The organism is Serratia sp. N21D137 (assembly GCF_047530005.1).
Classification (GTDB): domain Bacteria; phylum Pseudomonadota; class Gammaproteobacteria; order Enterobacterales; family Enterobacteriaceae; genus Chania; species Chania fonticola_B.
In genome coordinates, this window is the sequence record NZ_JBLJAJ010000019.1 from 69171 (window position 1) to 82097 (window position 12927).

11 protein-coding genes are annotated in these 12927 nt (G+C 56.6%); 5 read left to right on the forward strand and 6 right to left on the reverse strand.

The genetic code is table 11. The annotated features are described in order from the left end of the window. The first annotated feature begins 117 nt into the window (after positions 1 to 117). A complete protein-coding gene (locus ACMV5H_RS15905) occupies positions 118 to 1005 on the forward strand; it encodes an AraC family transcriptional regulator (RefSeq protein ID WP_059199080.1) in 888 nt (295 codons plus the stop codon). A 311-nt stretch (positions 1006 to 1316) separates the two neighbouring features. Here ACMV5H_RS15905 and ACMV5H_RS15910 read toward each other — a convergent pair whose 3' ends face one another. The 5 genes from ACMV5H_RS15910 to ACMV5H_RS15930 form a co-directional block, all read right to left on the reverse strand. After that, positions 1317 to 1661 carry a PTS fructose-like transporter subunit IIB gene (locus tag ACMV5H_RS15910; RefSeq protein WP_166733871.1) on the reverse strand — a complete coding sequence of 115 codons (345 nt, stop codon included), beginning with the start codon at positions 1659 to 1661 and terminating at the stop codon, positions 1317 to 1319. 21 nt (positions 1662 to 1682) lie between these two features. After that, a complete protein-coding gene (locus tag ACMV5H_RS15915) occupies positions 1683 to 2579 on the reverse strand; it encodes a [formate-C-acetyltransferase]-activating enzyme (protein WP_414822079.1) in 897 nt (298 codons plus the stop codon). Then, entirely contained in the window at positions 2545 to 4842 is a 2298-nt protein-coding gene (locus tag ACMV5H_RS15920; RefSeq protein ID WP_414822080.1) for a formate C-acetyltransferase, read from the reverse strand. The genes ACMV5H_RS15915 and ACMV5H_RS15920 overlap by 35 nt, the downstream gene beginning before the upstream one ends. 66 nt (positions 4843 to 4908) lie before the next feature. Next, positions 4909 to 5229, reverse strand: coding sequence for a PTS fructose-like transporter subunit IIB (locus tag ACMV5H_RS15925; RefSeq protein WP_021181481.1), 321 nt, complete (start codon positions 5227 to 5229; stop codon positions 4909 to 4911). A 58-nt stretch (positions 5230 to 5287) separates the two neighbouring features. Next, positions 5288 to 6364, reverse strand: coding sequence for a PTS fructose transporter subunit EIIC (locus ACMV5H_RS15930; RefSeq protein WP_059199074.1), 1077 nt, complete (start codon positions 6362 to 6364; stop codon positions 5288 to 5290). 361 nt (positions 6365 to 6725) lie between these two features. Here ACMV5H_RS15930 and ptsP point away from each other — a divergent pair, with 361 nt between their 5' ends. Together ptsP and fsa are read left to right on the forward strand one after the other, a co-directional pair. Then, the gene (ptsP, locus tag ACMV5H_RS15935; protein ID WP_115160419.1) at positions 6726 to 9227 is read left to right on the forward strand and encodes a phosphoenolpyruvate--protein phosphotransferase; all 2502 of its coding nucleotides are present in this window, start codon (positions 6726 to 6728) and stop codon (positions 9225 to 9227) included. Between the two features lie 51 nt (positions 9228 to 9278). Beyond that, a complete protein-coding gene (gene fsa, locus ACMV5H_RS15940) occupies positions 9279 to 9944 on the forward strand; it encodes a fructose-6-phosphate aldolase (RefSeq protein WP_021807968.1) in 666 nt (221 codons plus the stop codon). Between the two features lie 88 nt (positions 9945 to 10032). Here the strand turns inward: fsa and ACMV5H_RS15945 are convergent, their stop codons facing one another. Continuing rightward, the gene (locus ACMV5H_RS15945; RefSeq protein WP_414822081.1) at positions 10033 to 10860 is read right to left on the reverse strand and encodes a dienelactone hydrolase family protein; all 828 of its coding nucleotides are present in this window, start codon (positions 10858 to 10860) and stop codon (positions 10033 to 10035) included. 302 nt (positions 10861 to 11162) lie between these two features. On the opposite strand from ACMV5H_RS15945, the gene udp reads away from it, so the two are divergent. Beyond that, the gene (gene udp / locus ACMV5H_RS15950) at positions 11163 to 11924 is read left to right on the forward strand and encodes a uridine phosphorylase (RefSeq protein ID WP_021807966.1); all 762 of its coding nucleotides are present in this window, start codon (positions 11163 to 11165) and stop codon (positions 11922 to 11924) included. A gap of 151 nt (positions 11925 to 12075) precedes the next feature. Beyond that, positions 12076 to 12858: a tyrosine-protein phosphatase gene (locus ACMV5H_RS15955; protein ID WP_021807965.1), complete on the forward strand. Its 783-nt coding sequence runs from the start codon at positions 12076 to 12078 to the stop codon at positions 12856 to 12858. Positions 12859 to 12927: the final 69 nt, after the last annotated feature.

Consider the following 12927-nt stretch of genomic DNA (forward strand, 5'->3'; position numbering starts at 1 on the left):
CGATATTTTACTCAAGGGCGCTTTGGCGCCCTTTTCTTGTTCTACTCCCGCGTTTTCCTCGCCGCTATTGGTTATTATCAAGTCTCGTTGTTCACTTGGTTTGAAGGATTATTCCCGATGAAACACCCGCTGGTGGCCGTGTTGGCTCCGCTGCTCGATGATGGGCAGGGGATCCGGCAGGTTTATTTTGCCGGTAACCAACATCCGGCCCCGGAGCTGGCTTATCAGGTCGGCTTTCCGCGCCTTGAACTGGTGGTGGACGGGGAGCAGGAAATGGAGTGGGAGGGCAGCCAAGGAGCGCGGCAACAACAGATACTGCTGCCGGGGGATGTGCTGTTTGTCCCGGCGCAAGGTTGGAACAGCCCGCGCTGGCAGCAACCTACAACCACGCTCAGCCTGTTGTTTGGCAAGCAGCAACTGGGCTATAGCCTGTTAGGCTGGGATGGGGAAAACACGCTGCCGCTGGGTAAGGATAACGTGGCGCGCCGTGGCCCGCGCGTGGGGTCATTCATGTTGCAGGCGCTTAACGAACTCTCCTGGCATCAGAGCGATCAGCCTACCGCGCGTTTCCTGGTAAAGGGCTTGCTGAGCCATGCGCTCGATCTGTTTGGCACCTCGGTGAGAACCGCCTCGCGCAGCCAGGCGCTGTTTGATGCAGTGCGGGGTCACCTGGAGGAGCATTATCGTGAGCCGCTCACCCGCGAGTCAGTGGCTCAGGCGTTTTATATCTCACCGAATTACCTTTCTCATCTGTTCCAGAAGGCCGGTGGCATCGGGTTTAACGAATATCTCAATCACGTGCGGCTGGAGCAGGCGAAGCACCTGCTCAAACGTTATGACATGAAGGTGAAAGAAGTGGCGCACGCCTGCGGGTTTGTCGACAGCAACTATTTCTGCCGCCTGTTTCGCAAGAACACCGAACGTTCCCCGTCGGAGTATCGCGGTCAATACCACAGTGAACTGGGCCCCTCACCCCAACCCTCTCCCACAGGGAGAGGGAGCTGATAGCCCTTGCTCTTTTGCAAGTAAAGAGGCCATATCAGCGAACGCGATCGTCCCGTCATCCAAGGTGAAAAACTATAATTTCAGAGATACTCGATCGGTCCCCTCTCCTTGTGGAGAGTGTGAGGGAGCTGATCGGCGTCGTGATCAGGTGTGGGAGTTAATCTGTAACAAAGCAGTTATTTTCGCAGGGATGTGCCGTTTGGGTCCCTTATTTACCCCCCATCCAAGATGAGTCACTACAATTTCAAGCACACTCGATCGGTTCCCTCTCCTTGGGGAGAGGGTTAGGGTGAGGGGGGCTAACACCGTAGTTAAACTACGCGGATATGCGTTTCCTGAGGCGAAGCGGCGGCCTTGCGTACTGCACTGAGCGCCTTCTCCGGCGTGCGCAGAAAGGTGTTGATGCCGATCTGCACGCAGCGGTGGTGCTCAAAACGCTCACTTTCCGCCAGCAGAATATCGCTGATCAACAGCACCACGTCGGCCTGGGCAAGATCGTCCACCGTCAGCGAATTTTCAATCCCCAATGCGCCCTGGGTTTCTACTTTGACCGGCCATTTCTCCTGCGCGCACAGTTTTTCTAGCCGCTCGGCAGCCATGTAGGTATGGGCGACCCCACTGATACAAGCCGTTACCGCTACGAGTTTTATCGTCATGTCAGCCCCTTTTGCTGCTGTTCAACCGCCAATGATCACCCGGTAACCTGCCTGTTGCGCCATCATCTGCAAAGGGGCGATCTGTTGTTCTGTCGGGGCCACTACGCCGCGCATGGCATATTCTCGTCCCAGCAGGGTATATTTCGCCTCGCCATACTGATGAAAAGGCAGCAGATGGATCTCTTGTAGCCCAAAAGGCGCCAGGAATGCCAGCACCTGCGCCATATTCTCCGTGCTCAAAGTGTAGCCGGGTATTAACGGCAGGCGAGGGATCAGGTTAACTCCGCACTTCACCAGCGCAGTAAAGTTTGCCAGCACCCGTGGCAGATTGATGTTCAACTGATTTTTGGCGACCTCGGCATCCATGATTTTCAGGTCGAACAGGATTTGATTGCAGTATTCTGCCAGGGCCAGCACCTGGGCCTGCGAGGCATCTCCGGCGGTTTCGACTGCGGTATTGATGCCCAACGCCTGCAAGCGCTGCAACAGTTGGGTGGCAAACTCGGCTTGCATCAGTACTTCGCCACCGTAAAGCGTTACCCCGCCGCCGGAGGTGCGATAAAACACCTCATCCTTGAGGATTTGCTGTAACAGCGCCTCCAGCGTGATGTTTTGCCCGATCAGTTCCATCGCTCTGCTTGGGCACTCCTGTGCGTCGTTCAGGCAGGGTTGGCATCGCAGGCATTTGGCCTCGCGCCGCACGCGATGGATCTTGCCGGACATCGACTCCGGGTTGGCACACCAAGGGCAGCTATGTGGGCAGCCTTTGAAAAACACCACGGTGCGGATACCGTGGCCGTCGTTCAGTGAATAACGCTGAATATTGAAGATCCGGGCCTGTGGCTCTGCGGGCGTCGCCCGGGAAAACCCGGGCGTGATCAGGTTACAGTTGATGCGCTGTACGGCGGATGATGTCATCCTGGATCTCCTTCGACAGCTCCACGAAGAATGCGCTATAGCCGGCAACACGCACCACCAGCCCGGCGAAGTCCTGTGGCCTAGCCTGCGCTTCTTTCAGCGTTTCAGCATTCACTACGTTGAACTGCACGTGCTGTAGCTTGAGCTTGGTAAAGGCCCCGAGGAAATCAGCCAGTTTGTTCAGCCCTTGCTGACCGTCCAGCGTACTTGGGGTGAATTTTACGTTTAGCAGCGTACCGTTGGAGAGCAGGTAGTTATCCAGCTTGCTCACCGATTTCAGCACCGCCGTCGGCCCCTGGCCATCTTGGCCGAGCATTGGCGAAAGTCCGCCGTCCGCCAATTGTTCCCCTGCATAGCGCCCGTCTGGTGTGGCTCCCACCACCGCCCCCAATGGCACGTGGGCAGAAACGGTATAAGATCCCGGTGTAAATTGACCGCCGCGCGGGTTACGGTACTTTTCCACCTCTTTGCAGTAAAATCGCAGCAAATCGGCACTGATCAGGTCAACTTCGTCGATATCATTGCCGTATTTGTCGAAGCGGTTGATCAACCGTGCGCGGATCTTTTCCCCTTCCGGCGTAGCGAAGTTGGCCTTCAGCGTGGCCAGTAGCTCATCAAAGCTCAGGCGCTGTTGATCGAACACCAGGCCTTTCAGGGCAAACAGCGAATCGCTCAGGTTGGCGATGCCGATACCTTGTACCCCGGAGAAGTTGTAGCGTGCGCCGCCTTCGGTGATGTCTTTGCCGTGTTGCAGGCAGTCATCGATAAAGGAAGACAGCAGCGGCACCGGTGCCCAGTCGCGGTGGCCGATATCGCAGATGTTGCTGCCTTCGGCCATCAGCCGGACGTAATGGCGGATCTTTTCGCGAATGTGATCCAGCAACTGCGGATAGGTGAGGCTGGCGTTGCCTTCGTTATCCAGCAGCGTCAACTCCATCACTTTCAGCAGGTTGAACATGGCAATGTCGTGCAGGCCGTAGGTGCGCCCTGGGATCGACAGCTCAACACAGCCCACCACCGCATAATTACGCGCATCTTCCAGTGAGACGCCACGGTTCAGGAACGCTGGCACCACCACTTCATCGTTAAAGATTTGCGGAATACCGGTGCCGAGGCGGATGGTTTCGGCAGTTTTCAGCAGGAATGGCCGATCGATGAACTCATTGACCCGCACACCGAGGTTCGGCTGTGGCAGGCGGATATTCTGGTAGGCATCCAGGCACAGGAAAGACAGTACGTTGACCGCGCTGCGGCCGGTTTCCGTCAGGCCGCCCAGCAAGATGGTATAGCCGGTAGGGAACCCAGCGAAATAACGAGCGCTGGAAGTAGAGCGCAGCAGCACGATATCGTTGCATTTCACCCACAGGCTTTCCAGCAGCTCCTTCAGGAACGCCGGATCCTGCCCCTGGTTGATGGAGGCTTGATAAAACGGCAGCATATACTGATCGAAACGGCCCAGCGACAGTGAGCTGGCGTTGGATTCATACTGCAAAATGATGTTCATATACCAGAACAGCTGGCACGCCTGGTAGAAATCCTGCGGCTTGTGGTGGGCGTTGTGGCTGGAGATCTCAGCGATGCGCAGCAGCTCGGCGCGGCGAGTCTCATCGCTGCATTGCTCAGCCATTTGGCGTGCCAGGCTGGCATAGCGCAGAATATGGCGCTGCGATGCTTGTAACAACAACAATGCTGCGGCATAGAATGCGTTGTCTGGCTGCTGATCCGCATGGCTATGTAGTTCGGCTAGCAGGCTATCCAGCCCGTGATTAAGCAGGCGCGGATAATCGATAATGATATGCCCCTGGCCCTTGTCTGTCTGGTTGACGCTGAAAATCTGGGTTTGGGTAGCGGTTTTAACCTCCTCTGACATCTGGCTGTTGATGAAGTCCTTCATCGAACGTTTTTCCCAATAAGGGTAAAGCTGCTCGCGATACACCTGCTTGTCCGCTTCGGAAATGGCAAAGCGATCCTGCGGACGGGTTGGGAAAGCATCCAATTCTTTCAGCAGCCAGTAAGGGTCCATCTCTGGCGACACGATCCCGGCCCGCGGCTTCACCGTGCGGTTACCGGCAATCAGTTCATCTTCCCGCAGGGTGATTGCCACGTGATCGAGAATATAGGCGGTTGCCTTGGCACGGCGGATGATGGTGGGTTCTCCCTCGGTCTGCCGGTGGCTGGCGGTATAGAGCAGTGCGCGTTCGAGTGAAATTTCACGCGGGGCGGAGAACAGGGCGGCTTTTAGACGTTCGATCCGGGAGATCATCACATTTTCCTTTTGTGCGGTAATGGGGCGGGAAAACCCGGCACGTGTGCCGGGCTGGCTGAGCGGTTAAGCCTTTTGCGCTAAATGGGCGGCAATCTTCTCCATGATGGCATCTGCTCGTTTTACCGCGTCGCTGATGGCCACGCGTACCACGGTTTTCCCTTTAAAACGTTCTTCAAACTTGATGCCGATATCCTTGGTCAGGATCACCACGTCGGCGGCTGCCACGTCTTCGGCCGTCAGTTCGTTTTCCAGGCCGATGGAGCCTTGGGTTTCAACTTTGCACTGCCAGCCTTGCGCTTTGGCGGAACGCTCGATGGCCTCTGCAGCCATGTAGGTATGGGCAACGCCAGATGGACAAGCGGTTACAGCGATAATCATGGTCATATTTAGTTCCTCAACGATACCCGTCGTCTCTCAAGACGTAGCTTGAGAGCGTATTTATTCAGTTAATTTCGAAATCCAAGTCCAGATCATCCTGGGCGACTTTAGTAGCCTGTTTCTTGGCAGCAAAGCTTTTCAGCAGGTTAACCAGCAGGGCGGTGACCACCATGCCCACCAGCAGCGCGGCTACGTAGCCCAGCTTGCCTTCAACGACTGGCAGCACAATCAGACCACCCCAACCGGCGTAGCACTGTGCACCCACCAACGCGGCCGTCACGGCGGCGCAGGCAGAACCAATCATGATGGAGGGGATCACGCGCAGCGGATCGGCAGCGGCGAACGGGATAGCCCCTTCGGTAACGCCGACGCAGCCCATCAGCAGTGCAGCTTTACCCGCTTCGCGCTCTTCTGGGGTGTAGTATTTGCGGCCAATCAGCGTGGCGAATCCCAGGCCGAGCGGTGGGGTGGCGATGGCAACGGCCGCGATGGCGACCACCGAATACACTCCCTGAGCGACGCAGATCAGCATAAAGGCGTAGGCCACCTTGTTAACCGGGCCGCCCATATCAAACGCCAACATCAGGCCCATGATGATGGCCAGCACGACGATGCTGCCCTGCTGCATACCTTGCAGCCAGTGGGTCAGGCCGTTGGTCAGCGCGCCAACCGGTTCACCCAGGCCCCACATCATGATGCCTGCGGTAAGCAGGGTGCCGATGATTGGGATCACGAAGATCGGCATCACCGAGCGCAGGATCTTCGGCACCGGGATCTTCTTGAGATAGAACACGATAATGCCGCCCAGCAGGCCAGCGATGATCGCCCCGAAGAAACCAGCCCCGAAGGATGCGCCTACCCAGGCCCCAATCGCCGAGGGAGCCAGCGCGGAGCGATCCGAGATGGAGTAGCCGATATAGGCCGCCAGGAAAGGCACCATCAACGTCAATCCGGCCACGCCGATATCAAACAGTTTTTTCAGGTTAGGGTCCGTCGCCGCATCGGGGACAGCCCCTTTGCCATACAGCATCACGGAGATAGCCAGCAAAATGCCGCCGGCGACCACAAACGGGATCATATGGGAGACGCCGGTCATCAAGTGCTGGCGTGTGTTTCTTAGAATATTGAGTAGCTCTTTCATCGTTCACTCCCTGGCCGCAACCAGCGTGCTTCTGAGATAAAACCACCGGGGAATGACCCCTGATGGATAAAGGTTGTTGGCTATCACAATAGGCATCTGGCGGAACTATCAACAGTGGATAAAATTGCCATTTACTGGATTTTTGTATTGTCAGGAGAAAAGTGCGATCTAACTCAAAGTGTGCGACAGAATAAACCGGGCTTGTGGCAACGGGCTTTGTGAGCGGCATCGCATTTATGCCGTCAGGATACATTTGTCCAGTGTTTGACATTTTTATCCGATAGCCCTGGGCCGCGCTGCGCTTTTATCCTTGTGGCAAACCGGTGTTGTTCACCGCTGCTTTTGGTATGAGGAAAGAGTGATGGCGAAAATAGTGACGTTTACCTGCGTGCTGCCCAACGGGGTACATGCCCGCCCAGCTAGCCATATCGAAACCCTGTGCAACGGTTTCCGTTCCCGCTTTGAATGGCACAACTCGCGTAGCGGCCTGCGTGGCGACGGCAAAAGCGTGTTGTCACTGATCGGTACCGATACTTTGCTGGGTGATGAATGCCGCATCACCATCGAAGGGGAAGATGAACAGGCGGCGTTTGAGCGCCTGAGCCAGTTTATCCAACATGAATTCCCGCACTGCGACGAAGCGTTGCCACAGGTGAATGACCAGGCAGAGCAGGAGCCTATCCCGCAGTCTTTGGCCAACCTGAACCCAACGCTGGTACGCGCTCGCTCCGTCAACCAAGGCACCGCCAATGGCAAACTGGTGCATCTGGCGCGGGTAGATTTAAACGCCCTGATGTTGCCGCCTACGCAATCTGTTGAACAGGAGCAGCAGCAGTTGGCCGAAGGGTTGACGCGCTTCGGCAAGGCGTTGGATCTGCAACTGATGGGCGGTAACGGCACCACCACGGCGGTGCTGGAAGCGCATCGCTCCTTGCTACGTGACGGCGCATTCCGCCAGCACCTGCTTGATGGCGTGTTGGCAGGGGAAAGTTGTGCCGCTGCCATTGTGGCCACTGCAGCCCACTTCAGCCAGCAACTGGCACAGTCTGCCAGTGCCTATCTGCGCGAGCGCGAACTGGATATTCGTGATGTCAGCTTCCAGCTGTTACAGCAAATTTATGGCGAGCAGCGCTTCCCGGCGCAGCAGGCGCTGAGCGTTGACAGTATCTGCATCACCGATGAACTGACCCCGAGCCAATTCCTGGAGCTGGACAAGCGTTATTTGAAAGGCCTGTTGCTGGGCAGCGGTGGCAGCACCTCACATACGGTGATCCTGGCGCGCTCCTTTAACATTCCAACCCTGGTTGGCGTTGATGCCGCTGCAATGCTGCCATATTTGAATCAATCGGTGCAGATCGACGGCGATCTTGGGCTGGTGGCCTGCGATCTCAGCGAACCGGTTCGTCGCTATTATCAGCAGGAGCAGTGGCTGAGCGAGCAGATCCGCAGCCAGCAAAGCGCCTATCTTGATCAACCGGGGCGTACGGCCGACGGTGTGCGGATGGAAGTTGCCGCCAATATCGCCCATGCGGTAGAAGCGGAGGCGGCCTTCGGCAACGGTGCAGAGGCAGTAGGCCTGTTCCGTACCGAAATGCTGTATATGGATCGCCTGACCGCGCCTTCCGAAGATGAGCTTTACAACATTTACTGCCAGGCAGTGGAAGCCGCAGCAGGCAAGACGATCATCGTGCGTACCATGGATATCGGCGGCGACAAGCCGGTGGATTATCTGAACATCCCGGCCGAAAACAACCCGTTCCTCGGTTACCGGGCGGTGCGTATCTATCAGGAATTCCTGCCGCTGTTCCGCACCCAGCTACGCTCGATCCTGCGTGCTTCGGCACATGGTCCGCTGAAGATCATGATCCCGATGATCTCCTCAATGGAAGAGATCCTGTGGGTGAAGGATCAACTGGCCGAAGTGAAGCAATCGCTGCGTGCCGGACAGATCCCGTTCGACGAAAAAATTCCGCTCGGCATCATGCTGGAAGTGCCTTCGGTGCTGTTTATCATCGACCAGTGCTGTGAGGAGATCGACTTCTTCAGTATCGGCAGCAACGATCTGACGCAGTACCTGCTGGCGGTGGATCGTGATAATGCCAAGGTCATCAAGCACTACAACAGCCTGAACCCGGCGTTCCTGCGTGGGTTGGATCATGCGGTGCGTGAAGTGCACCGACATGGCAAATGGATCGGCCTGTGTGGCGAGCTGGGGGCGAAAGGTTCGGTGTTGCCACTGCTGGTGGGTATGGGGCTGGATGAGATCAGCATGAGCGCGCCTTCCATTGCCGCCACCAAAACCCGCTTGGCCAAGCTGGACAGCCGCGAATGCCGTTTGCTGCTCAACCGGGCCATGGCCTGCCGTACTTCGCTGGAAGTGGAACACCTGCTGGCCCAGTTCCGTATGGAGCAAAGTGATGCGCCGCTGATCACGCCGGAATGCATTGCCCTGGGGGCAGATTGGCGCAGCAAAGAAGAGGTGATCAAAGGGATGGCGGATAACCTGCTGCTGGCCGGGCGTTGCCGTTACCCCCGTAACCTTGCCGCCGATTTGTGGGCGCGTGAGGCGGTATTCTCCACCGGCCTGGGCTTTGGCTTTGCCATTCCGCATACCAAATCTGAACATATTGAACAGTCCACCATCAGCGTGGCCAAGCTGGCGCAGCCGGTTGTTTGGGGCGATGAAGAGGCGCAGTTCGTGATCATGCTGACCCTTAATAAACATGCCGCCGGCGACCAGCATATGCGTATTTTCTCCAAGCTGGCGCGGCGCATCATGCATGAAGGTTTCCGTGACGCACTGGTAAACGCAGTGTCTGCCCAACAGGTAGAAGCGTTGCTGAAACAAGAGCTTGAACTGTAATCCATTTTTGGGCGCTGCGGCGCCCTTCATTTTTAGCCTTGAGGAGCAACTATGGAACTCTATCTGGATACTGCCGACATCAATGCGGTGAAACGTCTGGCACGTGTGTTGCCGTTGCAAGGGGTGACAACTAACCCGAGCATTGTGGCAGCGTCACGCACGTCGCTATGGGAAGTGCTGCCCGCTTTACGCGATATCATCGGTGGTGAAGGGAAGCTGTTTGCCCAGGTGATGGCGACCACGGCCGAGCAGATGGTTGAAGAGGCGGTCATGCTTCACCAGCGCGTTCCTGGCGTGGTGGTGAAAGTACCTGTGACGAGTGAAGGGCTGGCCGCGATCAAAATCCTGCAAGGCTTGGCTGTTCCAACGCTGGGGACGGCAGTGTATGGGGCAGCACAGGGGCTGCTTTCTGCCTTGGCAGGTGCGAAGTATGTGGCACCTTACGTCAACCGCGTGGATGCCCAGGGTGGCAATGGCATTGCTACCGTGCAGGAGTTACAGCACTTGTTAGAACTGCACGCCCCGCAGGCCAAGGTGCTGGCCGCCAGCTTCAAGACTCCACGTCAGGCACTGGAGTGCCTGTTGGCAGGTTGTGAAGCTATTACCTTACCGGTCGATGTCGCAGAGCAGTTTATCAGCGCCCCGGCGGTGCAGGCGGCGGTTGAGAAGTTCGAGCACGATTGGCACGGTGCGTTCGGCACTTTGTCACTGAGCTAAGTTAGTTGCTTAACTGACAAGCATCAGGGGCACTTGCTGCCCCTGAAACTGCTGATATTTCCCTCCTAACTCGGCATATTGCGCCCGTCTATTTCACGCCATGCTGGCTGAACCAGGCCAACATGCGCTGCCAACCGTCGGCGGAAGCCTCCGCGTTATAGCTTGGCCGGTAATCGGCGTGGAAAGCATGACCCGCTTCTGGATAAACCACGATTTCCGCATCGGCATTGGCCGCTCTGATCGCCTTGCGCATGGTTTCCACCGTTTCCTGCGGAATGCTGCCATCCTGGCCACCGTATAGCCCAAGTACCGGCGCCGAAAGATCGATCGCTATATCAACCGGATGCTTCGGCGAATTCAAGGTTTTCTCCCCCACCAGCTTGCCGTACCAGGCCACTGCCGCTTTCAGCTGCGGATTATGCGCGGCATACAGCCAGGTGATGCGACCGCCCCAGCAGAAACCGGTGATCGCCAACTTGCCGGCATCGCCGCCGTGGCGCGTTGCCCAGTGCGCAGCGTGATCCAGATCCGCCAATACCTGGCTGTCTGGCACCTTGCTGACCAGCTTTTGCATCAGCTCGCTGATTTCGCTGTACTCTCTGGCATCGCCTTGGCGGAAATAGAGTTCTGGAGCGATGGCAAGATAACCCTGCTTGGCCAGGCGGCGGCACAGATCCTGAATGTGCTCATGCACGCCAAAGATTTCCTGCACGACCAGCACAATGGGGAACGGCCCTTGATGATGGGTCGGTTTGGCGATATAGGCTGGCAGATCGTCCCCCTGCGAAGGGATGGTGGTTTCCCCCACGTGTATATCCTGCACATCGGTCAGAATGGTTGAGGTGGCCAACGGTGCGACGGCCGGGGTAAATCCCCCTTTGGCCTGTTTTAACGTCATTTGTTGTTCTGTTTTCATTGATTGCAGGCTCCATGCGTTAGAGAAAAAGCGCGGCAGTTAACTATAGGCAGATTAGCGCTTATTAGCATCGCATGGCGAATTTTCGCGCAGGATAGCAATGGCTGCTCAGGCAGCAAGTTGGTATAAACTGAATGGAGATTAAGCGTGTCAGGGTTTTTTATGTGATATTAATCACAAAAATAATGTAGATGAATTTCTGTTTCTTTATTCAAGGTGATGAGCATCACGAAATTTAACAGCGATTGTCAGTAGAATCTCTGTTTGTTCCTCCCAAAAACCGTATCCATGAGGAGTCCCCCATGTCTCAGTCTGACGTTTTCCACCTCGGTCTCACTAAAAACGATCTGCAAGGCGCTACATTGGCCATCGTCCCTGGCGATCCGCAGCGTGTTGAGAAAATTGCCAAGCTGATGGAAAACCCGGTTCATCTGGCTTCCCACCGCGAATTTACCTCTTGGCGTGCAGAACTGGATGGCAAGGCAGTGATCGTGTGCTCAACCGGTATCGGTGGCCCGTCTACCTCGATCGCCGTTGAAGAGTTGGCACAGCTGGGTATCCGTACCTTCCTGCGTATCGGCACGACCGGTGCCATTCAGGCCAATATCAACGTGGGCGACGTGCTGGTGACAACCGCTGCTGTGCGCCTCGACGGTGCCAGCTTGCACTTTGCCCCAATGGAATTCCCGGCAGTGGCAGACTTTGCCTGTACCACTGCGCTGGTTGAAGCCGCCAAGGCTAGCGGTGCTACCACGCATATCGGCGTGACCGCCTCTTCCGATACCTTCTACCCAGGCCAGGAACGTTACGACACCTATTCCGGCCGTGTGGTCAGCCGCTTTAAAGGCTCAATGGAAGAGTGGCAGGCGATGGGCGTGATGAACTATGAAATGGAATCCGCCACTCTGCTGACCATGTGCGCCAGTCAGGGCCTGCGTGCGGGGATGGTTGCCGGTGTGATCGTTAACCGCACCCAGCAAGAGATCCCGAATGCGGAAACCATGAAGAAGACTGAAAGCCAGGCGGTGCAAATCGTCGTTGAGGCTGCTCGCCGTCTGCTGTAATCCCCGTTAAAAGCGGGCCGTTTGACGGCCCGTTTCTCCTTCTGTTACGGTTACCCCCTCTGTGTCATGCTGCTGGCCTGCTGCTGCTGGGGTCTTGCCATTGCTGGCCGTATGGCAGCTAATCTCAAGACAATCAACATAAAGGACGTCTATGACCGCTCAGATTTTGCTCCATCCTTCACTTGCGCCGCTAGACGGTGGCATCAACTTCCGCGATTTAGGCGGCAACAGTGTGGCCGATGGCCGCCGCATCAAACGCGGGTTGCTGTTTCGTTCCGGCGCTCTGGATCGCTTGAGCGAAAACGACTGTAGCTACCTGGCTCAGGTGCCAATGCGCTCGGTGCTGGATTACCGCGACTTCGACGAAGTGCAGGCTAAACCTGACGTGCTATGGTCGGGAGCCGACTATTATCACGTGCCAGCCAATCCGCTCAGCAGCGAAGTGAATGCCAACCTTGAAAAACTCACCGATGAAACGCTGGCCAAGTTTGATGCCCGGGCCTTTATGCTGGAGCTGTACCGCCGCCTGCCGTTCAATAACGCCGCCTATCGCCAACTGGCGCAGTTGCTGGCTCAGCCTGAAGGCGGTGCGATTGTGCAGCACTGTGCGGTAGGCAAAGACCGCACCGGAGTTGGTTCGGCGATGGTACTGCTGGCGCTGGGCGCGGATGAGGCTACGGTAATGGAAGATTATCTGCTGACTGAAACCACGCTGGCGGGCTACCGTGAACACATGCTGGATCAGATCTCCAGCCGCCTGAACGACGCCTCGGTGGCGCAGTTTGCCTATGTGCTCAGCGCACGTGAAGAGTTCCTGGCGACTGCGTTGGGTTGCATTCATGAGCAATATGGCTCCACCAACCGTTGGTTGGAGGCCGAATATGGGCTGGGGCAAAGCCAGCTCGAGACGTTGCAGGCGCTCTATCTGGAATAACGGCACCATGTTTAACCGGGGTTTAACCAGTGAGGTAGGGTACTGCCTATCCTTGAGGGCGGATCCGTT

Bases quoted from the DNA above. Each gene is read 5' to 3' on its own strand.
- ACMV5H_RS15920 (WP_414822080.1), bottom strand. From the start codon at position 4,842: ATGATCTCCCGGATCGAACGTCTAAAAGCCGCCCTGTTCTCCGCCCCG.
- ptsP (WP_115160419.1), top strand. From the start codon at position 6,726: ATGGCGAAAATAGTGACGTTTACCTGCGTGCTGCCCAACGGGGTACAT.
- ACMV5H_RS15945 (WP_414822081.1), bottom strand. From the start codon at position 10,860: ATGAAAACAGAACAACAAATGACGTTAAAACAGGCCAAAGGGGGATTT.
- ACMV5H_RS15915 (WP_414822079.1), bottom strand. From the start codon at position 2,579: ATGACATCATCCGCCGTACAGCGCATCAACTGTAACCTGATCACGCCC.
- ACMV5H_RS15955 (WP_021807965.1), top strand. From the start codon at position 12,076: ATGACCGCTCAGATTTTGCTCCATCCTTCACTTGCGCCGCTAGACGGT.
- ACMV5H_RS15925 (WP_021181481.1), bottom strand. From the start codon at position 5,229: ATGACCATGATTATCGCTGTAACCGCTTGTCCATCTGGCGTTGCCCAT.
- ACMV5H_RS15930 (WP_059199074.1), bottom strand. From the start codon at position 6,364: ATGAAAGAGCTACTCAATATTCTAAGAAACACACGCCAGCACTTGATG.
- fsa (WP_021807968.1), top strand. From the start codon at position 9,279: ATGGAACTCTATCTGGATACTGCCGACATCAATGCGGTGAAACGTCTG.
- ACMV5H_RS15910 (WP_166733871.1), bottom strand. From the start codon at position 1,661: ATGACGATAAAACTCGTAGCGGTAACGGCTTGTATCAGTGGGGTCGCC.
- udp (WP_021807966.1), top strand. From the start codon at position 11,163: ATGTCTCAGTCTGACGTTTTCCACCTCGGTCTCACTAAAAACGATCTG.
- ACMV5H_RS15905 (WP_059199080.1), top strand. From the start codon at position 118: ATGAAACACCCGCTGGTGGCCGTGTTGGCTCCGCTGCTCGATGATGGG.